A 23,016-nucleotide genomic window follows, 5' to 3' on the forward strand; every position below is an offset into this window, starting at 1 on the left:
TAATCTAAAAACCGTAAGAAAAATTCACTTACAATTGTCATAGTCTTCTAAAGATGATTTTTGTATATATAATTTAGAAGTTATGAATAAACTATGAATCATATGACATACAGCACATCTGATTGTTAATACCATTGTATCACAAAGCAATATTATACAATTGAAAAATAACGGTATTATCATTCAGCGAATAATAATGTGTCCGTCTTAAGAATCATTTTTTGATTTAGTATACTAAATCGGACCTGCTAATTGAAAGTCTCACCTGTAGGTTAATTGGTTGTAACTCTTTTACAGCTCCCCCTTACCCATTAAATTTAAACAACTCCTGGATTTTTCAGTTTCATAGGATCAAGAATATGATCCAATTGTTCTTCTGTTAACACATCTAACTTTAAACAAACAGCTCTCACACATTTGCCAGTTAAAATAGCCTGCCTAGCAATTTGTGATGTTTTTTCATGACCTAAATATGGTGTTAGTGCAGTTAGGCTTGGAACATTCCTTTCGATATTCTTCATTATTTTCATTTCATCAGCTTCAACTCTTTTTAAACAATAATTTGTAAAAACATTAAATCCATTCCTCATCATATTGATTGATTGAATCAAATTAAAAACTAATACAGGCTCCATCACATGTAAACCATATTTTCCTGTTTCAGTTGACATTCCAATATTCAGATCATTGCCAACAACATGGTTAGTAATATGATTGATGATTTCGCTTATAACTGGGTTGATTTGTCCTGACATTTCAGATGTAGCAGACAAAGATTTTCTATATAGGCCAGCGTTTGATCCAACCGACATTAACCTTAGGTCGTTACATATTTTAGATATATTTATCATGTTATTTTTTAAAGCTTCAATCACATCAGAATATACAACTGTATGTTCATTCGCATCAAGGATCTGTTCGGTCTTTTTCAGTTGAAATCCACTAATTTGTGATATATTGTCAACAACTAGATCGCTAAAAATAGTTACTTCTTTTAGCCTTGTTCCTATGGATTTTGCCCCGATATGAATCTTAAATAATTGATCTTTTGAGTTAGTAATTCTTATAATATCGTGCTGGATCATGTTTCGGTAGTTTTCAAATTCTAGTCCTAAACGTATAGGGAAAACATCATGTAGGTGTGTGTCACTAAAGTGAAATAATTGTTCAAATTTATTTACAATTTGTATTATAACTTGCTCCATATTTCTCATCGTTGTTATTAGTTGATCTATCATATCAAGTGTAGCTAATCGAAACGAAGTAGGAAACACATCACCCGTTGATTGAGACATGTTTACATGGCTATTTGGGCTAATAAATGAATAATCACCTTTTTCTCTTCCGATAATTTCAAGCGCTCGATTAGCAATGACTTCATTAGCGTTCATATTAAGTGAAGCACAAGCACCAGGTTGTATTGGGTCTACGATGAATTGATCATGCAACTTACCAATAATAATCTCATCTGTAGCTTGAACTATAGCTTGTCCTATCTGTTTATCTAATACGCCAATTTTAACATTAGCTAGAGCTGTAGCTTTTTTAACTATAGCGATTCCTTTTATTAATGAAGTATGTACCCGATATCCTGTGATCGGAAACATCTCTATTGCCCTCAACGTCTGTAATCCGTAATATGCAGCTTCTGGAATACCCTTCGTACCTAGAAAATCTGTTTCGCTCCTTTGGCCTATTGCCATCATAATTATTTCCCCCTTCATTACGGTTACAACTTTCTCTTTTTCTATAAATTTAATCAATTATACTATTTGCAAAAAATATGCCAATTAAAAAAGCTGAAAAACCCCGATTTTTCAGCTTTTTTATTGTCGAAAAATAATAACGGGACAAAAAAACGTCCCGTTATCAATCCCATTATCCATTTTTGTTTTATTTTTCGTGTTTTATAGTTTTAAGCTAGACAATGTTGCTACACCTTTTTCTGTAACGACAGTCCCTTTCATCCCCGTATAACTATGAATTAACTCCAAATTATACATCTTTTTCAGTAATCTACGAATCTTGCTTTCACCTAGATCAATTCCTTCACTTTTCGCTAAATCAGTAAGAGCTCTTCTGCCAATCCCATTACGCTCATTAATTTTATTTAGCAGCCATAACATGTCTTCATCGATAAAACGATCGTTCTCTGTACATAAATCGTCAAATCTTTCAGACAAAACATACCCTGGTAAGTCTGTAACTTGTATTCTTATAGATGGATTTTTAATGTTTACTAAATATTCAATAACATTAACTAATTCTCTGACATTCCCTGGCCAATGATAACCTACTAAATAGCTAATCGTTTCGTCGTCAAAAAAACAATCTAGTGGAATATTTTTCCCATTTGAAAAACGTTTTAAATAATGCGCTAATAAGAGAGGAATATCTTCTCTACGCTCTCTTAAACTTGGAGAGTACAACGGTAATACATTTATTCGGTAAAATAAATCTTGTCGGAACTTTCCCTTTGCTACTTCTTCTTTTAAGTCTTTGTTTGTTGCTGCGATTACTCTAACATCAATTGGAATCCGCTTTGAACCACCTACTCTTCGAACGTCTTTCTCCTGTAACACTCTTAATAATCTAGATTGCAACTCTAGCGGAGTATCTCCAATCTCATCAAGAAAGATCGATCCACCGTGAGCAAGCTCAAAAAGTCCAACCTTTCCACCTTTAACAGCACCAGTAAAAGCCCCTTCTTCATACCCAAACAATTCACTTTCTAACAAATTTACAGGTAATGCTGCAAAATTCACTGCGACAAAAGGGCCTTTTTTACGCTTTGAGAAATTATGTATAGATTGGGCAAAAAATTCCTTTCCAGTTCCACTTTCTCCTTGTATTAACACAGTTGAGCTACTTAATGACAATCTTTTTGCTAAATTAATATTCTTTACGATCATATCACTATTTCCAATAATATCTTCAAATATATATGTTGCATTATGATCTGTTTTTCTCATACGTCGTCTAAGCTCATATTCTATGTTTTTGATCTCCATTACATCTTCAAAAGTGATTAAATACCCAACTATATAAGCATTCTTTTTGACAGGAACTTTTTTTACTACAACCTCTCTTTCGCTTATTTTCATGATTTCTCTATCAACCTCTTCAACTTGCCATATATGTAGACTCGGCAATACCTCCTCAATTCTTTTTCCTAAGATGATATCCTTTTCTTCTCCTAAAATTGATTGCATTAATTCATTTACTACAGATATTTCTCCCTTTGAATTTAAGTAAATAATCCCATCGTTCGTATTATCTATTATCGTTTGAAACATATTTTTAATCTGCTCTGATTCTTCAGAAATTTTTGTTAATTTTTTTGATAATTTTATTATTTCACTTACATAATCAGATGATAACACTTCACTACTTTCTGACAGTAAATTTAATTCTTGGAGTATTTCTATAATTGTTGTTATGTCTAATTTTCTTATTCCAATATCAATCACTTTGTTAACGCAATCAGGAATCCATTTTGTTTCACCTGGTGTAATAGCTAGTGTTAATTGTTTATATTGTTTGATTCCTGGATAATAAGGATGGTAATTGATGTGATCGATACCATAATTTTTTAATTGTTTAATAACGTGTAAACTTGAGTCCTTATGATCATTCACTAGTAATACATCAGTACCAGCTGGTATATCTATCAATTCTTTTAAAAATTGATGATTGATAACTCGCTTTGCATAAATATGCTTTACATGCTGTGGTATTTTGATCAATCTTAAATTATCTATTTGTAAATCTACCGAATTTACAACTATACAATTTGAGAAATCCTCATCTACCGTATCGCCTATACAATACCCTTTTACTTCAATACGATGGCCAGTTATTTCTCGTACTTGTCTACAAATATATTTATTTGTTTCTCTACCTAGGCTCATGACTATTACTTTCTCCACTTTTGCACATCCTATCGTAAATCCTTTGTTTTTATATTATGCTAATAATTATTATACCACCAGATTTGTTGGATGAAGCTTCCAAAAGACCTATTTATTTTGAATACTAACAAAACAAACGTTTCCTAGAATAAAAGGATATAGACTTGTAATTATCCTTATAGGACATTCTTGTTGCATTCGTTCTAAGATATAAACACGTATATGTCTAACAGTTATAACACCTTTTTTACATATACAATTATTTGGTTTGCCTGCATATAACTCACCCTAATGTCCATTATTAGTAATAAGATCAACAAAGTTTACGAGAAAAACTTTTTAAAAATGAATATAGCCGTAAAAGGCAAAATAATTGATGAAGGGATATGCTTGTGCAAGCTGATACTGATTTTACATATATTAATGAACTAAAAAAACATAACCTGAGTTCAACTCTAATTGAACTCAGGCTCAATATTTCAAAATACTTCTGTTTATTAATAAGGATGTTCATTATTTGTTTGAGATGTAAAATAAACTGTCTGGAATATTTACAAGTACCTTTAATAAATTGTGCAATGCGTTAATTATCATTATAACTGCCCCATCTAGAAACTATTATCCTTTTTAAATGGCCACCAGTTGGCAGTCCCAAACGTGTTTACCATCACTGGAATGAATAATGGTAATACGACACATGCGTATAATAATAAGCCGACTAACAATATCGTTGCAATTTGTATGAGTGAAAGAACCCCTGAAGGTATCATAGCTGCAAAAGTTCCTCCTAATATAAGTGCAGCTGAAATAATTACTGTCCCCATATTTTTCATTGCATACTGCATAGCTTCTTTTACTGATAAAGATTTATTTTCATTAAATCTATCCATTAAGAAAATGCTATAATCTACACCTAAAGCAACTAACATAACGAAGGCAAAAAATGGTACAGCCCAACTTACTCCTGCATAGCCTAATATATCCACAAATAAAATTTCTGCAAAGGCTACCGAAGTAAAATATGTTAATATTAATGATAAAATGATATAGATTGGCATAATTAATGATCTTAATAAAATCGTTAGCATGATAAAGATGCCAATGATCATAATACAGACAGTACGCAAAAAGTCTTCTGATGACATTTTTTTCAAATCTGCATTAATACCTGTTTCTCCACCTATGCCAAACGTTGCATTTTCTAATTTACTACCATTTATACCTCGATATATTGCTTCCTCAATATATTCAATTTGGCTTAGCGCAGCCTCTGAGTATGGGTGTTCATTAAAAATCACATCAATAGTAACGGTCTTTTGATCAGCCGACATGTAGGTTTCAAATACACGACTAAAATCATTATCTTCTAATACATCATTTGGTAAATACCAACCTGTTAAAGCTTCATCAGGAGCAGCAGACAATTCAGCTAGGTAGTCCGTTGCCGTCTCCAATCCCGTATAAACTTCATTTAAGCCAGTAACACTTTGGTCTAAACCATCTGTCAGCTGAGTGATTTGACCACCTAGATCCTGAAAACCGTCCCTTAATTCCTGCTGACCAACAACAATTTGTTCGATTCCACTACTAACACCTGGAAGAGAAACGATTATGCTCTCTTGCCCCGCTGCTAGCCCAGATAAACCCGAAGCTAATTGTCCGATATTGTCAATGAAGCCTGCAAACCCATCAGCCAATGCTTCTTGACCTTTAATCGCTTCATCAAATCCTATATTTGCTAGTTCAACACTTTCAACAACATTTATAAATTCGATATTTAATTGTTGTAAACCTGTACCAAGCTCTGTTAAACCACCATAAACTTCATTAATTGTACTAGTGATTGCTATAAATTGTGGGTCTTCCGCTAGATCAGGATATTTTTCTGTTATATCTGAGAATTGGCTGCTCACATTTGCTAAAGCTAACTGAAGGTTTTCTAGATTAACTTCAATTTCTTCATAACCTGCTGAAAAACTAGTTAGTCCATTTGCAATCTCATTGTATCCATTGAGTAGTTCAGATTGTGAGTTTGCTAATATTTGAGCATTATGCTGTAACTCCATTAGCCCACCCTTTAATTGGCTTGCCCCGTATGAACTATCCCACATTCCTTGTTCAATTGATTTTAAGCCCTCTGCAAGCCCTGCTACACCACTTTTCAATTCATTTGTGCCGTTAATCAAATCACTAATACCGTCAGTAGCTTCACTCAACTTAGGTGTATTTTGTGACATTAAGGTGCTAGCTTCTTGTAAACCTTCACTAATCAGCTGAATTCCGTCATTGCCTTCCGCCAATCCACCATTTAGTTCCGCTAGTTGATTTTGAACGAATAACTCTTCAAGTGGCTTTCCAATTGGTCTAGTAATACTTCTAACTGAAGCTACTCCATTTACTGAAGCTACTTCTCTACTAATTTTTTCAATAATGGAAATTGATTCTAAATCGCCCATCGGCTCATCATTTTTAATGACGATAGTCGTCGGTAAAGATTCTCCAGGTCCAAAGCTATCTGAAATAATTTGAAAGGCTTTCACTGAATTGAAATCGTCACCTAATTCATCTAAGTTGTTAAAGGAAAGTTTGTTTTCATAAAAAATGAGAAATGGAGTGACAATGACCAGTACTGTAACTAAAGCGATAATAGGTCGTTTGAAGGTAAACTGTCCAGCTTTATCCCAAAGTTTGCTTTCGCGATGTTCAATTGATTTTTTCACTGGCCAAAATAGTTTTTCACCTAATAGACTCATAAAGAATGGAACAACAGTAAATAATGCAACAAGCAATACCGCGATGCCAACTGCAACCGCTGAAGCAGATTGATATAGCTTAAATGTTGAAAATCCAATAGAAGCAAAACCAATCATTACAGCTATCCCACTGAAAATAACAGTTTTACCAGCAGTGCGATACGTTTCAACTATGGCATCTGAGACATCTTCATGCTTTGATATTTCCTCTTTAAATCTACTTAACAATAAAATACAGTAATCCGTTCCGATCCCGAACAGAATTGCAACGAGAAAAATTTGCGTAAACGTTGAAACTGGGAAGTTAAAACCATCAATTAAGAATGCGACGATTGACTGAGATGCTAAATATGTAAGCCCTACTGTGACGAGTGGAATAAATGGCGCAATGAGTGATCTAAAAACAAATATTAGCACCAACAAAATAAATCCGACTGTTATGAACTCTGTTTTTTTCAGTCCTTCTTCAGAGTTTACAATCACGTCCTCGTTTATGATCATGGAGCCTGTATAAAAATGATCTACCTTAATATGGTTGATGACGTCATATAAATCATTTTTAATTTCTATAGGCTGACGATTCATACTGTCAACAGTTAATGTTACTAATATTGTTTTACCATCTTCTGATACAAATTGATCTTTTAACTCTTGCTCGTGAAAATGGGAGAGCATCTCAGTGATGCCGAGTTGTTCCTTCTTTGTATCCAATATTTTTACTGCAACTTCCGCTTCAGCTATATCAGCCGTTGAAAGAGTGTTTTCGTCATAAAATACGAGGACGATTTGTTCACCAGATACACCTTGCTCATCAAGAATTTTATTTGCTAAGCCTGAAGAGTATTGTTCAGGCATAGTTAGTTCCCCTTTTTCTCGAACTAGATCAACGAAGCTGGGTGCCAATAGCATAAGTGACGTTACAAGCACTACCCAGGCTAGTATAACTATCCACTTTCCTTTTAAAACATACTTCATATTTCTCCCCCCTAGTTTATTTATTTACTAAATACATTAATTTTTCATAAGTATTTAGAAAGGAATGAATTTCTTCATCATCAAAATTACTTAAATAAGCACCAACTATTTTATTCACTTTCTGTTCTGTATATTGATAAATCTTCTCTCCTTCCTCAGTGGTAGACAAATATATGACACGACGGTCATGATCATCCCGTGACCTTTTAATATACCCCTTTTCAACTAGTCGATTGATTATAGCTGTTATAGCACTTTTTTGAACATTAAAAATTTCAGATAATTCTGTAGAGATACAAGGTCCAAATTTATGAATGTAACGAAGAATTAAATGTTGATCACTCGTAATGACATCTTGAATTTGCTCTTTGATTTCAGCACCAATCTTTTTCGACACGGTAAATGATGCAATTTCAAAGCGTTCTATCGTTTTCTTTAACTTTTCTTGGTTCATCTATTGCCACATCCCTTTATAGTTCAACTATTTAACTATTCAACAATTAAACTATAATTTGTGAAGTCAGTTTTGTCAATTTAGTTTTTCGTAAATCATATATAAGGTTAATCTAATGATGTGAACTAAAGGAGGTAAGTTTATTTCTTAAGCTGGCTAAACATTTCGAACTAAAATCAATAGTCACTTATTTTCCAATTTATTATGAAGCGACCATGCAGGGACTTCTCTTGGTTTTATATAATCGAGGTTCTTTATATCTTTTAATTTTGTTAACATCTTTTTATATAGAACTTCCATTACACTTTTAAATTTTCAAAAGTATTTATCAAAAATCTCCATTCAGTGCTGGATATTAATTGTTCGTTCAGTGTTCAACCATAGAAATACATTTATTATGAGTTATATTGCAACCTGGTTTTAAATCGACAATCATTTTAACATCTCATAAAGTTGTGATTTAACTCAACAGTCATTACTATGTCGTCTCTCTCGCAGTTAGTAATGGCTCGTAAACGATAAAATTCTACCTCATCATATCGACTCCTAATACAAAGTTGTTATGAGTTATAAATTCGACACATAGGAGCATTTTGACTGTAATATTAAAGACCATAGCATTAAAGCTACAGTCTTTTAGTGTAAACTCATGGGATAAATTAATTCCAACCTTCCATTCCAGTATTATCTACCTAGTTCCCATTCCAAGCAATATTTGACCATCACAGCCACCGAAATACATCCCTGCCCCAACCACCATTTGTATCTTTCAATGGATGACTTGAATCCCCAGCATAAGCCGACGCCACTGCTACCACAAGGTAATATTTTTTCAAATCGTTTGAACATTAATATATTTTCTAATACATTTTTCAGTATAAAAAAGGGGATTGCTATTTAGGACATTAATTCTTTACCTATAATTTTTTTTTGAATTTTTAATTACTTTAAATTAAGTTTAAATCCCTTCAACACTCTTTTTCTTAATTAAGTTTCATTGATTTTTCATATGTATAATTCTATAATTGTATATAATAGCATTTAAGAACATATGTTTTTGGAGATGGTTGTTTTGATAGAATTTTTTGAAGCATTACCTTTAATATTATATTTGTTTGGCGCCTATTTGCTTTTAAGTGGAATTAAAAGCATTTTTGAAGAGAGAACATACAAAAAATATAAAATATTAACGAGGATTTTGTTAGGTAATCTAGTGCTATATTGGTCGTTTTCTTCACCCTTTTATTATTATATATATACTGAAGGGCAAGCAACTAGCCTAGAAAGTAAAATAAGACAAGAATATAGAATGAAAGACTCGCATTTTAGTAAATTAACTATTTTTACATATCCAGGGGTAAAGCAGAAAGATTTGACAATAATTAAACAAATAACAAAGGAAACTAATACAGATATTAACATAATATTACCTCTTACAAAGTCCATTGTTTCATCTGCAATTGACAAAAGTAAAGAAAGCAAAGTAAATGGATATAAAGAGGGAATGAACTTTGCGAGCTCATTCTTAAATCGTGAAATTCCTGAAGATATTATAATAATGAAGGATGGTGAAACTGGTGGTTCTGACGGTATGATAATGACTCTAGAATTGATACACCAACTTGGAGATAAAGACTTAATCAAAGGGCGAAAAATCGCAGGAACAGGAACTATAAACAACAAAGGTGAGGTAGGTAGTATAGATGGGTTAGAAATTAAAATAGAGGCAGCAGCAAAATCCGGTTATGAATTTTGTATAATTCCAAAATCGATGGAGAATAAAGGGAAGAAAATAGTTGAAGAAAATAATTACAGCATCCAATTAATCTCAGTTAAAACGATTGAAGAGGCATATGATTATTTAACGAGTAAATAATTAATTAAGAAATAATATATATATTTGGTTGGGTTCGGTCATCCTATACATCAAAAAGTCTTTGCTTTAAATGAGTAGGGACTTTTTAGTTATTAAAAGTGGAAGAATCCTAAAAACCATCGTTTTGGGATAGTTTTTTTAGTTAATAAATAGATGTGAATTTAAGAGATAAATTGCACTATAAACACTATTTTTCACTATATGCAAATAAATGCCAAATTGTTCAAAACCATTTAGTTAGTAAACAGGACCAACATCCTGCAACATACTTTATTTGGCTTGAGGAAGATAAATAAAGTTTTTTTGAGAGTTTCAACAAACTATAACCTGTTTTTGTTGAACAACAATCCAGGTTGAACATTAGTCAATAAAACTTATAGACTCATTCATCATTATGTTGCCTTCCTCCAATTAGTTAACCCTCTTAAAACTAGTTGCTTCTGAGATATATTCGTCGACCTCCAATAGAAGGGTCAAACAAACTTTGTTTCATGTTTACATTATTATTTGTTTATATAGATCTTAAACTCTAGTTATAATTGTGCATATTTTTAGCAGTGAATAGGTTAATATATATGATGGTATTTTGGAAATAAGCCTCTCGTCGTAATCTTTGTTGTTTTTATTCACTTTAATTTTGGAAACTGCAGTTGATTCATTTGACTATTATCCCCTTTATAGAAGGTAAAGATGGCCTTAGCATTCGTTATAATGGTAATAGTTCTATTAAGCTATAATTAATTCGGTTAAAAATGAAAAAGCCGGCTGCATATAGAAGCAACGCGGCTTTGAGTTGTTGTTTAAGAATTATTGTTCAATTAAATTTGCAATTCGATGTAACAAAGCAGCAGTGTGTGCTCTAGTCGTTTTGCCTAATGGATCGAACGAGCCGTCTTCACGACCTTGAAAAATGTCTCTTTCTTTCATAATCGCTATTGCATCATGCGACCACCTTGATGAATCTACGTCTGAAAAAGGATTTTGTAGTACTTCTGAGACATCCCCGTTACCAAGTATTCGGTACAGTACTGTAGCAAATTGTTCCCTAGTTATGTCGTCATTTGGGTTAAAATTGCCATTACTACCTTTAAATATATTATGTTGGGCAATAATTGCAATGTCATTATAAGCCCAGTGCTCAGTAGAAACATCATTGAATGTTTGACTAACTTCTTTTGTTGGCTGTAAATCCAATGCTCTTACTAAGATGGCAGCAGCTTGAGCCCGAGTTAGATGGTCATTAGGTGCGAATATTGATGATGATTTCCCATTTATCCAACCTTTTTCTTTTACAAAAATGATATCAGCAAGCGCCCAAAAGTCAGCTGGTACATCTGAGAAATATCCGGTTTCTTTTTTCGGATTGTCGCTTGTCTCATTGCCTTGATGCCATTCACCATAATAAGTCCAAAATGACGGATCTTCTTGGCCAAGACTCCAGCTCCCTGTACCCTTCAAGTTATACTTATCTACAAGCTTTAGTTTCTCATTATATGATTGTTCGTTTTCGAACCATAATTCATATTTGCCTGGCTCAAGGGGGTCTTTCCAAGATGCTAATTGAAATTCAGCGTCTCCTTCTTTTATTTCAAAGGTAGCTTTAGGAGTTTCATATTCATCCGAATAACTTATCGTTATATCATATGTTTCAAATAACTTGTTCGTTTTAGTGAGTGATACCCCATCTCCTATGATTTTATCACTTTTAGGTTTTTCTTCATCATCCAAATCTTCTAATTTCCAAATACGTCCGTAAAATGGTAGACCCAACACGATTTTATTTGCTGGAACATTGAAATTAAGTGCAGATTCGATTGACTTTTCTACAAATGAAATGCTTGCAACAGGACCCGGGTTACTTCCCCTATATGATTGATCGTAGGTCATTATCATTAAATAATCTGCATAGTTTGCTAGTTTTTCATAATCGTATTGTCCTGCCCAACCAACTGTTGACCCATTTGGATTAGATGCTACTGCTACTGCAATTTCCTTATCTGATGGAAGCTTTGAACGTAAGAGTTTCACAAAATCTGTCATCATATCTCTAACAGTTTCATTTAGACCTTCTAAATCAATATTAATTCCATCTAGATTATAAGTTTCAATTGCTTTAGCAATGTCAGTAGATAATTGTTCTCGATTCTTTAAAGCATTTTCGCCTTGAGTAAAGTCCCAATGATTACTTAAAAAAGGAACAATTTTAAGATTCTGATCATGAATCTGATTAACAAAGTTTGGATCAATGTTTTCTAGTGCTAGATCACCATCATCTGTTAAGTTAAAGTAGTTAGGGCTGACGACATCTAATAGTTCATTTGTATTCTCTATCGATTCTAGATAACTATCATTTGAACCACCATACAAATATGACATATTAAATCGCCCTTCTGCTTGTACGACACCAGTAAGTAAAAAGACAGATACAAGCAGCATTAAGCCTATTTTTTTCATTTCCGCACACCTTTCTCATAGAAGTATTCTGCCCGTAAAATAAAAAAGCCTTCATTTTTATAATCTATTATCTAGGAATGAAGGACAGTTTTCTTTATATTCTACTATACTACAAAAAAGGACATTTTAAATGTATTGTTGCAGAAATGTAACTAAAATGAAACTTTCATTCTTTAAATTATTTCCAAACTTTCATTCTATCAGCTAATGTCGAAGTATGTAGCTCTAGCTGTGTTCCATCAGGGTCAAGAAAGTTAATTGCCCACCCTGTTCCTCTTTTTATTGGACCTCTCACAATTATTACTTCGTTATCATTTAATATGTTAACAGCAGCATCAAAATGATCTTCTGAAATTGAAAATGCAACATGATCTACACTCAGTTGTTCAACTAGTTTGTTTGGATACTGCTCCCGTTCCTGTAAGCATATCCACGCACTTCCCCATTCTAAATAGGCATCTTTCTTCCCTTGGTGAACTAGTTCCATTCCTAAAACTTCAACATAAAACTTAAGAGAGTTAGTGAGGTTACTAATATTTATTGTTACATGATTAAAGCCTTGCACGTGCATTCCTTTTATTTCTCCTTCTATTAAACCGTTGTGATAGACTAATGCTTACTGCTTTAACATGCAACAGTATTCCTTACGTCTATCATCTTATAAGTTATGATAATTGACAATTTAAATCCCAACAAACACCAAACATATCTACCACTTTACCATACTTTGCTCCCCAAAACATGTCTTGAAGAGGCATAATTATTTCTCCTCGTTCTGCTAATTTACTATATACAGTTTCAACTTGATCAACTTTTGAAAACTCGATCGTTAATGTCACTTGGTTTCCTTTCTCGATAGATTGGGTATCTAGGCCATCTGAAAAATAAACTGTTTGCTCTCCCATCTGGAAACGTGCATGCAACACTTTGTTTTTGTTTTCTTCGGTAACTGGCATATCAGGTGCTTCATGAAAACGTTGCAAAGATATAATTTCACCTTCAAAAACATCTTTATAATAGTTTAAAGCTTGTTCACAATTCCCTGCAAAATATAAATATGGTATTATCTTCATTTTACCATCCTCCCTCATAATAATCTTACGAATATTTATTTCTATCTGGAGGATGAAAAACCTCTTTAAAACTTGAAAATTTTGTATGAATCATTCCATTAATATATTCGTACTTCACAACTTCTGATAAAAAAGGATAATAGTTGTTTATGAGGTGACTAGATTCCTTTCTCAAAACATTACCAACATAAATGCATAAGCATTTTCAATGTATGTATTAAAGTAATAACTAAATAAAACAGTTAAATTTTTGTTTACATAATATTCTTATGGTAAATAAATGAATATTACTAATACTTCACAAGAACAATGTTGTAGACTAAAGTTGTAACAATATCTGCTTTCTCATTATGTTTATGATTACGTAAAAAAAAGACATTTTAAATAAAACTGTACAAGTCATACAATTTGATCGCTTACTTAATATCCTTTAAATAGTTTAGCAAATTTACATAGTCTCAATAGTCGTTGTATAACGATTTTTTTATAAAATAAAAAGGATAATTTCTCATTTATTTGAATTTACCCTTTTATTTATATAAATGCGTTTGTTAAAGATCAATATAGTATTGTTAATAATTTTTTTTAACATATTTGTTTGTATACTTCTAAATGGCCTTTGACTAAATAGAATTGCCCTAGAATACCAGACTGTTCTTACACTTAGCTTTCATTGTCATGAGCAGGTATATCACTTTAATTGAGAACTAGGTTAACAGCCACCCATACATTGTCCAGCGGGGTCGCTCGTATTACAAACATTGTTTGCGACAGTGTTCGTATTTGGATCAACGATAAGGTCTATATTTTTATTTTCGAGGGTAGTATTTTTAATCACAATATTTTGTTCACTAGTTGATGCTACATCAATTCCGTTAACCTTATTTTTTAAAATCGTATTTGATTCAAGCGTGTTATTGTCCGAAACTTCTAATTCTATACCATCAGATCCATTATTTTGAACAAGATTTTTTTTAAGGGAATTATCGTGAGAAACTTCTAACTCTATCCCATCAAACTCATTATTTTGAATGGTATTATTTTTAAGCGTATTGTCGTGGGAAACTTCTACCTCAATCCCATCAAAGCCATTATTTTGAGCGGTATTTTTTTCAAGCATATTGTAATCAGACCCTACTAGTTCTATACCATCAAAAGCATTATTTTGAACCGTATTTTTTTCAAGGGAATTGTTGTCGGAACCTTCTAATTCTATCCCATCAAAAAAATTGTTCTGAACCGTATTTTTCTCAAGCGCATTGTTATTAGAACCTGCTAATTGTATTCCGTCAAAATCATTATTTTGAACGGTATTTTTTTCAAGCGTATTGTAGTCGGAACCTTCTAATTCTATCCCGTCAAAAATATTGTTTTGAACGGTGTTCTTTTCGAGCATATTGTAGTCAGAACGTTCTAACCCTACTCCGTCAGAACCATTATTTTGAACGGTATTCTTTTCAAGTGTATTGTTGTTACCAACCAATACATTTATGCCATTAAGAAAATTATTCTGAACGGTATTTTTTTCAAGTGTATTGTTGTTACTAGTCATTAAAGTTATACCGTTAAGATTATTATTTTCAATGATATTTTTTTCAAGCATGTTGTTGTTACTAGACGCTATAGTTACACCACTAACACTATTCCTTTGAGCGGTATTTTTTTCAAGCGTGTTGTCATTACTGGAGGCTAAAGTTATGCCATGAATACTATTTTTTTGAGCGATATTTTTTTCAAGGGTGTTATTGTTACTAGAAGATAACCATATACCCTGAACACTATTATTTTGAACAGTATTCTTTTCAATGATGTTGTTGTTACTGAACGCTAAATTTATTCCATCTACATTATTATTATCAATAATATTCTTTCCAATAGTATTGAAATCACTAGCCAATAAGCTTACACCACTAACACTATTATCTTGAACATTATTTTTTATAATAGTGTTATTGTTGCTTGACATTAAATTTATACCATGAACACTATTTTGGACAGTAAAACCCTCAATTAAGACATCCGAAACAGTGTTAAGTAGAAATCCATTAACAGAACCTTCTATTATAGGATTACCTTCACCTTTGAGGGAAAGATTGCTCGTTGAAATCATCGCGCCAGCGTAGGGTCCACCAGCTCCAAGTACCTTGATGATATCACTTTGCTTTGCTGCGTCAACCGCTTCTTGAATCGTACTAAAATCTGTTGGAACGATAAGTGTGTTCATGTTTTCATATCCTTTCATTATTTCATTGCTTTAAGCAAGCAGGTTAGGATAATTCAGATTATCAATATATTTCTGAGATTCTATCACTTAACCATCTTATGCGAGGATAGAAAAAACGTGTAGACGAGTGTTTTAGTTTTTGCAAAAAGGCGTGTAACAGACAAGGAATATCTGTTACTATAGATAGAATCCAAATCGATAGACTTAATTCAACTGCTGAACATAAGAAAAAATACAATTGAATGGATCATAATAACTTTTTACAAATATCTTCATATAATCCATCCTAAAAATTTTGTACTGTATCCGAAAAATTCTGATAATTAATAACAATAAATATATGTCCAACGTCTTATCCCATTAATTTGAATATAGTTCTCCTATCATTCCGTCATAGTAACTACACGATATAAAGCGAAGTATGTTTTTCAACTAGGAGGGAGATTTTGATTTTTTTTATGGAGAAAGATTTATGATGCTACCTTTTTAAAGAATTAAACTGTTGTTGCAAAACATATATCTTAACAACTTACTACGGTGGTAAGTCATTGTAATAATAAAGGAACCAGAGGACTTTGAGAGGACGAGGAAAGTTCTAATAATAGAACAACATTTTAATTATAAGATTAAGTAGGATCTTTTAAAATACTCATGTGTTAACAAGAATAGATACTATGAACCTAATAATATACGTATTAAATTAACAACATAAGTGACTCCATCAAGTTAACTTTAATATTGAAAAATCAGGTGGAGACTCTACTCCACTTGATTAAAAATACCACCAATGAAAACTACACATTGTTAAATGCAACAGTTGGGTAAATATCAACGTATTATTAATTAATACGCTGAATTATTCATTACCTACGATCGCTTCAGCTTCTATTTCAACTAATAACCTTGGATCTATAAGTGCGTTGACCTCAACCATCGTAGCAACAGGTTGTATATCTTTGAAAATCTCTCCATGAGCTTTTCCTATTTCTTCCCATTTAGATATATCAGTTACAAACATTCTTGTTCTAACAACATCATTTATGGTTGAACCAAGATTTTGGAGTGTCTCTTCTATTATTTTCAAAATACAAACAGTCTGTTGATAAGCATCACCCTCACCTATAACTAGACCATTTTTCATAGAAGTCGTTCCTGCTATTTCTATTTGATCACCCACACGAATCCCCCTTGAATAACCCACAGTTGATTCCCAAGGTGACCCAGTCAAGACCTTTTTTCTCTCACTCATTCACGCTCTACCTCCCAATTTTACAATAGTATCATATGATAGATAACTATGGTGTTAAATCATATTTTAAACCTTCCCATAACAATAGTATTGTAGTACTTACCATCTGATAGCATTTTATCATTTTTTAATACTCCCTCAACTTCAAAACCGAGCTTTTTATATAGATAAACTGCTTTCTCGTTATATTCTAAGACATTCAATGTCATTTTTTTAATGCTATTTGCATCAGCCCACTTAATTGATTCTTTTAATAAATTTTTTCCTATACTATGTCCCCAGAAATCTTTTAATACACCGACACCGAACTCTACTTTATGAGCGAACCTTCTTAAATAAACACCTTCACATCTTGCAAATCCTACAATCTGATTACGAGTTTCAGCAACTAAAAATAGATTTCTTTCTTTTTCACTATCAGTTTTTATGATCCCTTCAAATCCTGAGGAATCAATAAATGCCTCACCTTTTTCCCTATCCAAATTCTCTGTTTCTCCATCAATCTGTAGTCTTAATTCGGACAACTCTCGTGCATCTTGAACGACTGCTGATCTAATCGTATAGTGTAGGCCCTTTTCACAAAATTCTTGGTTACTAATAATCATGGTATACTCCCTTGTATGTTTTAAATCTTCTTCCCTCTTATGCTGAAACTAAATTATGAATATTAGCCATCTAGTTTTCTACATATTTTGCTACTATCCATTGACTTAGTGAAAATTAGAAAAATTATATATAGTTAAAGTAACATTTTAGCAAAAATTTCATCTAATAAACGAAAATTTTAAAAATGAGTGATGAATCATTAATAAAGGAGTGAAATGGGTTGATTATATACACCTCAGCTATAATAATCATTATAGGAAGTTGGTATTTCTTTGTAAAAAATATTAAAAATAATAATTCAAACTTAAAATTATGTTTGATTATGCTAGTTATTCCTTTTCTATACTTCTTTATAGGTTTGCAACTGGCCATGCTTCTACATAATGAAGGACTTGGATATGTTGTTGCTGCTTTATTATACTTATTACTTTTTAATAGCTTGATTTTGCTTGTTGCTCATTTTGTTCACTTTTTCGTTAAAGGCTCTTTTCGTTAGCGTTCTATTGAATTTTCTTTCTCCATCTTACATTTTTCCAATCTTTATTTTCCATAGCTTGTGTAAAGGACTAGCCTTATTTTCCGTCAATGCAAAATCAGTCTTTTAAAAATATTGATTATCGTTTATAGTTATTACATTACACAACTGCGAAGAGATGTGAAAGCAATGAAAAAATATATGCTAATTTTAATTCTATTACTAAACAGTCTTCTTTTCGGTTTAAATATACAAGATGATACTCATATTATTGCAATTGAAGAGACATCTAATATTGGGACCTCCCACTTAGAATCATTCATGCCATTAGATAATAATAATCAATTGGATATGTGGGTACCACCGTTAATAGTAGTCTGCTTCATCATATTAAACATATTAATATTACATTCTCATTATATTAACTTAATAAAACGCCTATCCTCAATGATTGCCGTCTTTTTCCAGTCAAATTATGTGGATAAAGCCCTCCTTTAAAATAATATTTCGATAACAAGGGGGAGCATGAAGATGACATGGATTAAATTAATTATGATGGGATTTTTCTCTGCTACTGCAATCACGCTATTTTCTTATCAGGGCTTCGAAATTTATCATGCTATAGTAGATTATTTTAATCAAAAATAATTTAAAAGGCACATGTTAAAATACATGTGCCTTTGTCATGTTAAAAATATATTTTTTTTATCTTTCCTTTTTCACTTGGCTGATAAAAAAGAGTTCATAGACTACAGGAATAATGATTAATGTTAACAGCGTAGACGAAGTAAGTCCCCCAATTACTGTAATTGCCAAGCCCTTAGAAATTAGTGTCCCAGATGATGTTGTAAATGCTAAAGGCAACAGCGCAGCGATCGTCGCAAATGCGGTCATTAATATCGGGCGTAGCCTTGTTTTACCGGCTTCAACTATTGACTGTCGTATAGTAAACCCTTTTTCTTCACGATTTTGGCCAATTCTGTCAACAAGAACAATCGCATTTGTCGTGACGATACCAATTAACATTAAAAATCCAATCATCACACTTACAGATAGTGGTTCACGTGCAATTGACAATCCAACAAATGATCCGATCGGTACAAATATAAGTGAAGATAGGATGATAAATGGAATTCGAGCTTTACCGAAAGTGATCAGCATGGTGATGTATACGAGTCCAATTGCAAAAATCATAGCCATCCCTAGTTGTTGGAATGTCTCAACAGTCTCATCACTACCTCCGCCGCCTTCAAAAGACACATCTTCCGGAAGAACTACATCTCTTTCAACTCCTACGATAACCTCCTGTGTAATCTGTTGAATATTTTCTGAATCAATTTGAGCTGAGATACGTGCAAATACTTTTCCATCTAATTTTTGAATCGACGTAAACGTTTCAATTTTTTTAACCTCTGCAAGCTCTTTTATAGCAATAGGTCCTTGTGCAGTAAAAATTTGTGTATTCTTTAATTGCTCGAGCGAGGTGATGTCATCGTTATATGATAACTGAACACGATGATTTTTCTCTTCAAAAGCAAGATTACCGAGGGAAACTGGCTTTGTTTGATCAACAACCGTCCCTAGAATTTGAAAACCTGATACATCGTATTGCTGTGCTTTATCCGAATATATATTTACAACAACTTGCTTTTGCTTATCTTCAAAGTTGTTCGTTACATATTTCAAAGAGGGGTGATTTAGCAAATAGTCTTCCACTAATATTGATGCTTCTTGAAGTTTTTCTAAATTATTTGAATACAAATCGATATTGACGTTATTATTCGTAGGTGGTCCTCCTGTTTCAAGCTCTTGAATACCGATCTTTGTTCCAGGAGCATTATCATCAACGATTTGTTCCATTTTCCCTTCTAATTTTTTCACTAATGAAGCAGTATTTACATCTTCATTCAACGTAAGAAAATAACTAGCCTGATTTTGTTTTTTTAATCCGGTACGAAAATCGCGGCTACCTACACCAGCTGTAACCTCATTGATTTCTGATTGATCTATATACATTTTTTCAATTTGCAAAGATACATCATTCGCTTTATCTAATGATGTAGAGGATGGGAGCTCGACACTCGCAACTAGTGTCTTTTCTTCTTCATTAGGGATAAATGTAAATCCTAAGGATTGAACTAAGAATCCCGAACCAACGAGTAAGAGGAGCGAAACTACTAACACAAGCGCTTTATGATTCAATGACCAAGAGATTGTTTTACCATAAAACCTCTGTAAGACACCCTCTTTTTCTTCTTCGGGTATTTTTTTGAAAGAAAATTTTGCTAATATAGGTACAATAGTTATAGCTACAAGCAACGATGTTAATAATGAAAACACAATTGTTAAAGCAAACGGTAGAAAAAATTCTCCTGTTATCCCCCCAACAAAGCCGAGGGGTAAAAACACTACAACAGTCGTTAGCGTAGAAGATGTGATAGCTTTTAATATTTCTTTCGTTGAATCTTGAATAATGTCGTCTGTTATACTCGACTTTGATTTCCTTACTCTTCTAAATATATTTTCTATAACTACGATACTATCATCTACTACTCTTCCTACTGCTACCGCCATTCCTCCAAGCGTCATAACATTTAACGTAATATCCATTTGAGCTAGAAATATTGAAGACACAAGTAGTGATAATGGTATGGAGATAATTGCTATAATCGTTGCTCTTACATTTCGAAGAAACAGCAATACTGCTACTGATGCAAACAGTGCTCCTAATAAACCTTCTCGTACTAATGTTTCAACTGATTTTTCAATACCTTCAGCAGAGTCTAAGCCTATCGCATAATCTAGTTCATTTGAATATTTATCCAACACAGTTAACACTTCTTCAGCTACTTCAACAGTATTTGCATCTTGTTTTTTAATAACCGCTAAGGAAAGTGAATCATTTAAGTTATATCTTGTTAATTCTGATTGTTCTATAACCGAATCTATTGTCGCTATATCTTTCAAATAGAGAAGTTTACCGTCTTGTGCGAATGGCGATGAAACAATAAGATTCTCTAATTCTTGAACTGATTGTAAGCCCTCTTTAATACGTATGGGGATCTGTATATCATCTGCTTTAATATTACCTGCAGGAAACGACAAGTATTTTCCGTTTATTTGCTCCTTTATTTGTGCAAGACTTAAACCCGCACGCTGGGCTTCTTCTCGATCTACTGTAATTTGTACAAGTTCTTCTTGCAAACCGCCAACGCTAACACTATTTATGCCTGGAATTTTATTAAGTTCTTGTAAAATTTCTGCCTCTAATAATTCCTGCAAGTCATTATTGTTTTTAGCAAATAGTGAAATGTTGTAAATAGGTAATGAACCAAATGAAAAACGGTTCACAGTCGTAATGGCTTCTTCAGGGAGTATAGTTTCCTTCATATAGTTATTAACTTGTGCTTCAATATCGTCCATCTCTGCATTAAATGGAAATTCTAAATTTAAAATGGCTACACTTTCAAATGACGAGCTTTGGACTCTTTTCACACCTTCGATCGTTTTAAATTTATCTTCCAGTTTACTTGTCACTAACTCATCCATATCCTCAGGCGAAGCACCAGGATATATTACTTCAACAGATATTTGTGGAAATTCAATATCAGGCAACAAATCAAGCTTTAACGTAGTAAAAGAATATGCACCTGCAAATAATAAAAGAAAAGATATAATAAAAACAGCAACGGCATTTTTCAAGCTAAATTTTGTTAAAAAAGTCATCGTCATGTCCTTTCTGTTCGTTTAATATTATATTTTTTAACACTCTTTTTTCCATAAGCTGTAAGCATGCATAATGTAATGTCAGAAGTTATGTTTATCATAATCACGGTTTGCATCGGTTATAAGTTTTCAAACTGTTTGACTAAAAAATTATTAATCTCTTAAATCATAGCTTAGTTATATAGCAAAAATAACTTTTAAGTCCATCACTCCCCTTTTTTCGACACATGTGTCGAATACGTCCAAAAAAAATCCTTAATCAGAGTTATTATCACATATTCCCGACAGAAGTGTCAACTATTTGGCCTTAATGCCATCAAAAAATAAAGTAAATAATGTTTCACTCCATTGGTCAATATCCATATTTAAAGTATTTGGGATCAAAATAGAACTAAAAAAGACACTGGCTATGCTATGCGCTTGCAAATCATTGCGGATAACAAACCCTCGTTGCCCACATTTTATCACATCAACTAATATCTCAAAGAAACGCTCATTTTCTTTTTCAAGTACATCCATTTTTTCATCATGATGATTTGATGACGCCTTCATATGTTTATATACTTGGATCATTTCGTGAATCGTTTCCCCGTGCTTAAGAAAAATAGTAAGCAATTCTTGAAGCTGTACTAAAGGATCAGTATGCTCTAACATCTTTTTACATTCACCATAAATTTTATCTGAAACGTGCTTTATGTAATGAAAAATAAGCTCATCTTTATTAGCATAGTATTCATAAATGGTACTTCTACCTACACTAAGTTGTTCAGCAAGTGCTTTAAAATGAAAACCTTCGTACCCTTTTTCAATAAGTAATTTACGAGTTGATTCAAAAAGATCTTTTTTTTCTATTCTTTTCTTTCTTCCCATGAAGTTCACCTTCATTCCGTAGAGCTACAGTTTAATTACAAATTGTTATACCTTTTATTAAGGCTCTTTTCATAAACTTTGTTGCAGTTGTGTTACCAAACCTCTATTTTTGTATGTGCTTATTTTTTAATACGCAAAACAACATGCGAAAACACCTTTATTTAAGCTAATATATAAGTCTTAACTGTTATTTTTTGCATTTATCGTATCTTATTTTTGAGTAGAAAACAATTCCTCTTAAACAATTTACATAAATGAGGATGTAAAAGCTTTGATGTCGTTCAAAGAATTTTAGTTAAAGTCAGTACCACTTGAGTGGAGAATTGAAACCTTACAATACATAAAGCATTACTAAATTAACCGTGTGAAT

Annotated in this window: 15 protein-coding genes; 3 read left to right on the plus strand and 12 right to left on the minus strand. The window is 32.6% G+C overall.

Annotation, left to right across the window (positions count from 1 at the left end; genetic code table 11):
* Window positions 1-317: 317 nt before the first annotated feature.
* The 4 genes from JM172_RS08785 to JM172_RS08800 form a co-directional block, all read right to left on the minus strand.
* The gene (locus JM172_RS08785) at window positions 318-1,706 is read right to left on the minus strand and encodes a lyase family protein (RefSeq protein ID WP_214481812.1); all 1,389 of its coding nucleotides are present in this window, start codon (window positions 1,704-1,706) and stop codon (window positions 318-320) included.
* Window positions 1,707-1,907: 201 nt separating this feature from the next.
* Window positions 1,908-3,929: a sigma-54 interaction domain-containing protein gene (locus JM172_RS08790; RefSeq protein ID WP_214481813.1), complete on the minus strand. Its 2,022-nt coding sequence runs from the start codon at window positions 3,927-3,929 to the stop codon at window positions 1,908-1,910.
* Between the two features lie 590 nt (window positions 3,930-4,519).
* The gene (locus JM172_RS08795) at window positions 4,520-7,639 is read right to left on the minus strand and encodes an MMPL family transporter (protein ID WP_214481814.1); all 3,120 of its coding nucleotides are present in this window, start codon (window positions 7,637-7,639) and stop codon (window positions 4,520-4,522) included.
* Window positions 7,640-7,655: 16 nt separating this feature from the next.
* Window positions 7,656-8,093: a MarR family winged helix-turn-helix transcriptional regulator gene (locus JM172_RS08800; RefSeq protein WP_214481815.1), complete on the minus strand. Its 438-nt coding sequence runs from the start codon at window positions 8,091-8,093 to the stop codon at window positions 7,656-7,658.
* 1,072 nt (window positions 8,094-9,165) lie between these two features.
* On the opposite strand from JM172_RS08800, the gene JM172_RS08805 reads away from it, so the two are divergent.
* On the plus strand, window positions 9,166-9,969 hold the full coding sequence (locus JM172_RS08805) for a S16 family serine protease (RefSeq protein WP_250886583.1): 804 nt from the start codon (window positions 9,166-9,168) through the stop codon (window positions 9,967-9,969).
* Between the two features lie 807 nt (window positions 9,970-10,776).
* On the opposite strand, the gene JM172_RS08810 is transcribed toward JM172_RS08805, so the two are convergent.
* The 6 genes from JM172_RS08810 to JM172_RS08835 form a co-directional block, all read right to left on the minus strand.
* Window positions 10,777-12,423 carry a glycosyl hydrolase family 18 protein gene (locus JM172_RS08810; RefSeq protein WP_214481817.1) on the minus strand — a complete coding sequence of 549 codons (1,647 nt, stop codon included), beginning with the start codon at window positions 12,421-12,423 and terminating at the stop codon, window positions 10,777-10,779.
* A gap of 178 nt (window positions 12,424-12,601) precedes the next feature.
* On the minus strand, window positions 12,602-12,994 hold the full coding sequence (locus tag JM172_RS08815) for a VOC family protein (RefSeq protein ID WP_214481818.1): 393 nt from the start codon (window positions 12,992-12,994) through the stop codon (window positions 12,602-12,604).
* Between the two features lie 94 nt (window positions 12,995-13,088).
* The gene (locus JM172_RS08820; protein ID WP_214481819.1) at window positions 13,089-13,496 is read right to left on the minus strand and encodes a VOC family protein; all 408 of its coding nucleotides are present in this window, start codon (window positions 13,494-13,496) and stop codon (window positions 13,089-13,091) included.
* Window positions 13,497-14,208: 712 nt separating this feature from the next.
* Window positions 14,209-15,720 (minus strand): right-handed parallel beta-helix repeat-containing protein, encoded by a 1,512-nt coding sequence (locus JM172_RS08825; RefSeq protein WP_214481820.1) that lies wholly within the window; start codon window positions 15,718-15,720, stop codon window positions 14,209-14,211.
* A gap of 856 nt (window positions 15,721-16,576) precedes the next feature.
* A complete protein-coding gene (locus JM172_RS08830; RefSeq protein WP_214481821.1) occupies window positions 16,577-16,969 on the minus strand; it encodes a RidA family protein in 393 nt (130 codons plus the stop codon).
* Between the two features lie 59 nt (window positions 16,970-17,028).
* The gene (locus tag JM172_RS08835) at window positions 17,029-17,574 is read right to left on the minus strand and encodes a GNAT family N-acetyltransferase (RefSeq protein ID WP_214481822.1); all 546 of its coding nucleotides are present in this window, start codon (window positions 17,572-17,574) and stop codon (window positions 17,029-17,031) included.
* Window positions 17,575-17,795: 221 nt separating this feature from the next.
* Between JM172_RS08835 and JM172_RS08840 the strand changes: the two genes are divergently transcribed.
* Window positions 17,796-18,071: a hypothetical protein gene (locus JM172_RS08840; RefSeq protein WP_214481823.1), complete on the plus strand. Its 276-nt coding sequence runs from the start codon at window positions 17,796-17,798 to the stop codon at window positions 18,069-18,071.
* Window positions 18,072-18,251: 180 nt separating this feature from the next.
* On the plus strand, window positions 18,252-18,548 hold the full coding sequence (locus JM172_RS08845; RefSeq protein ID WP_214481824.1) for a hypothetical protein: 297 nt from the start codon (window positions 18,252-18,254) through the stop codon (window positions 18,546-18,548).
* A 207-nt stretch (window positions 18,549-18,755) separates the two neighbouring features.
* On the opposite strand, the gene JM172_RS08850 is transcribed toward JM172_RS08845, so the two are convergent.
* On the minus strand, window positions 18,756-21,776 hold the full coding sequence (locus JM172_RS08850) for an efflux RND transporter permease subunit (RefSeq protein WP_214481825.1): 3,021 nt from the start codon (window positions 21,774-21,776) through the stop codon (window positions 18,756-18,758).
* A gap of 297 nt (window positions 21,777-22,073) precedes the next feature.
* On the minus strand, window positions 22,074-22,646 hold the full coding sequence (locus JM172_RS08855; RefSeq protein ID WP_214481826.1) for a TetR/AcrR family transcriptional regulator: 573 nt from the start codon (window positions 22,644-22,646) through the stop codon (window positions 22,074-22,076).
* Window positions 22,647-23,016: the final 370 nt, after the last annotated feature.

Source organism: Bacillus sp. SM2101, assembly GCF_018588585.1.
In the GTDB taxonomy this organism is placed as follows: domain Bacteria; phylum Bacillota; class Bacilli; order Bacillales; family SM2101; genus Nanhaiella; species Nanhaiella sioensis.

What these genes read in the sequence shown, in the direction of transcription:
- JM172_RS08855 (WP_214481826.1), bottom strand. Translation starts at nt 22,646, where the DNA reads ATGGGAAGAAAGAAAAGAATAGAAAAAAAAGATCTTTTTGAATCAACT.
- JM172_RS08785 (WP_214481812.1), bottom strand. Translation starts at nt 1,706, where the DNA reads ATGATGGCAATAGGCCAAAGGAGCGAAACAGATTTTCTAGGTACGAAG.
- JM172_RS08835 (WP_214481822.1), bottom strand. Translation starts at nt 17,574, where the DNA reads ATGATTATTAGTAACCAAGAATTTTGTGAAAAGGGCCTACACTATACG.
- JM172_RS08850 (WP_214481825.1), bottom strand. Translation starts at nt 21,776, where the DNA reads ATGACTTTTTTAACAAAATTTAGCTTGAAAAATGCCGTTGCTGTTTTT.
- JM172_RS08795 (WP_214481814.1), bottom strand. Translation starts at nt 7,639, where the DNA reads ATGAAGTATGTTTTAAAAGGAAAGTGGATAGTTATACTAGCCTGGGTA.
- JM172_RS08830 (WP_214481821.1), bottom strand. Translation starts at nt 16,969, where the DNA reads ATGAGTGAGAGAAAAAAGGTCTTGACTGGGTCACCTTGGGAATCAACT.
- JM172_RS08800 (WP_214481815.1), bottom strand. Translation starts at nt 8,093, where the DNA reads ATGAACCAAGAAAAGTTAAAGAAAACGATAGAACGCTTTGAAATTGCA.
- JM172_RS08825 (WP_214481820.1), bottom strand. Translation starts at nt 15,720, where the DNA reads ATGAACACACTTATCGTTCCAACAGATTTTAGTACGATTCAAGAAGCG.
- JM172_RS08820 (WP_214481819.1), bottom strand. Translation starts at nt 13,496, where the DNA reads ATGAAGATAATACCATATTTATATTTTGCAGGGAATTGTGAACAAGCT.
- JM172_RS08845 (WP_214481824.1), top strand. Translation starts at nt 18,252, where the DNA reads ATGCTAATTTTAATTCTATTACTAAACAGTCTTCTTTTCGGTTTAAAT.
- JM172_RS08810 (WP_214481817.1), bottom strand. Translation starts at nt 12,423, where the DNA reads ATGAAAAAAATAGGCTTAATGCTGCTTGTATCTGTCTTTTTACTTACT.
- JM172_RS08815 (WP_214481818.1), bottom strand. Translation starts at nt 12,994, where the DNA reads ATGCACGTGCAAGGCTTTAATCATGTAACAATAAATATTAGTAACCTC.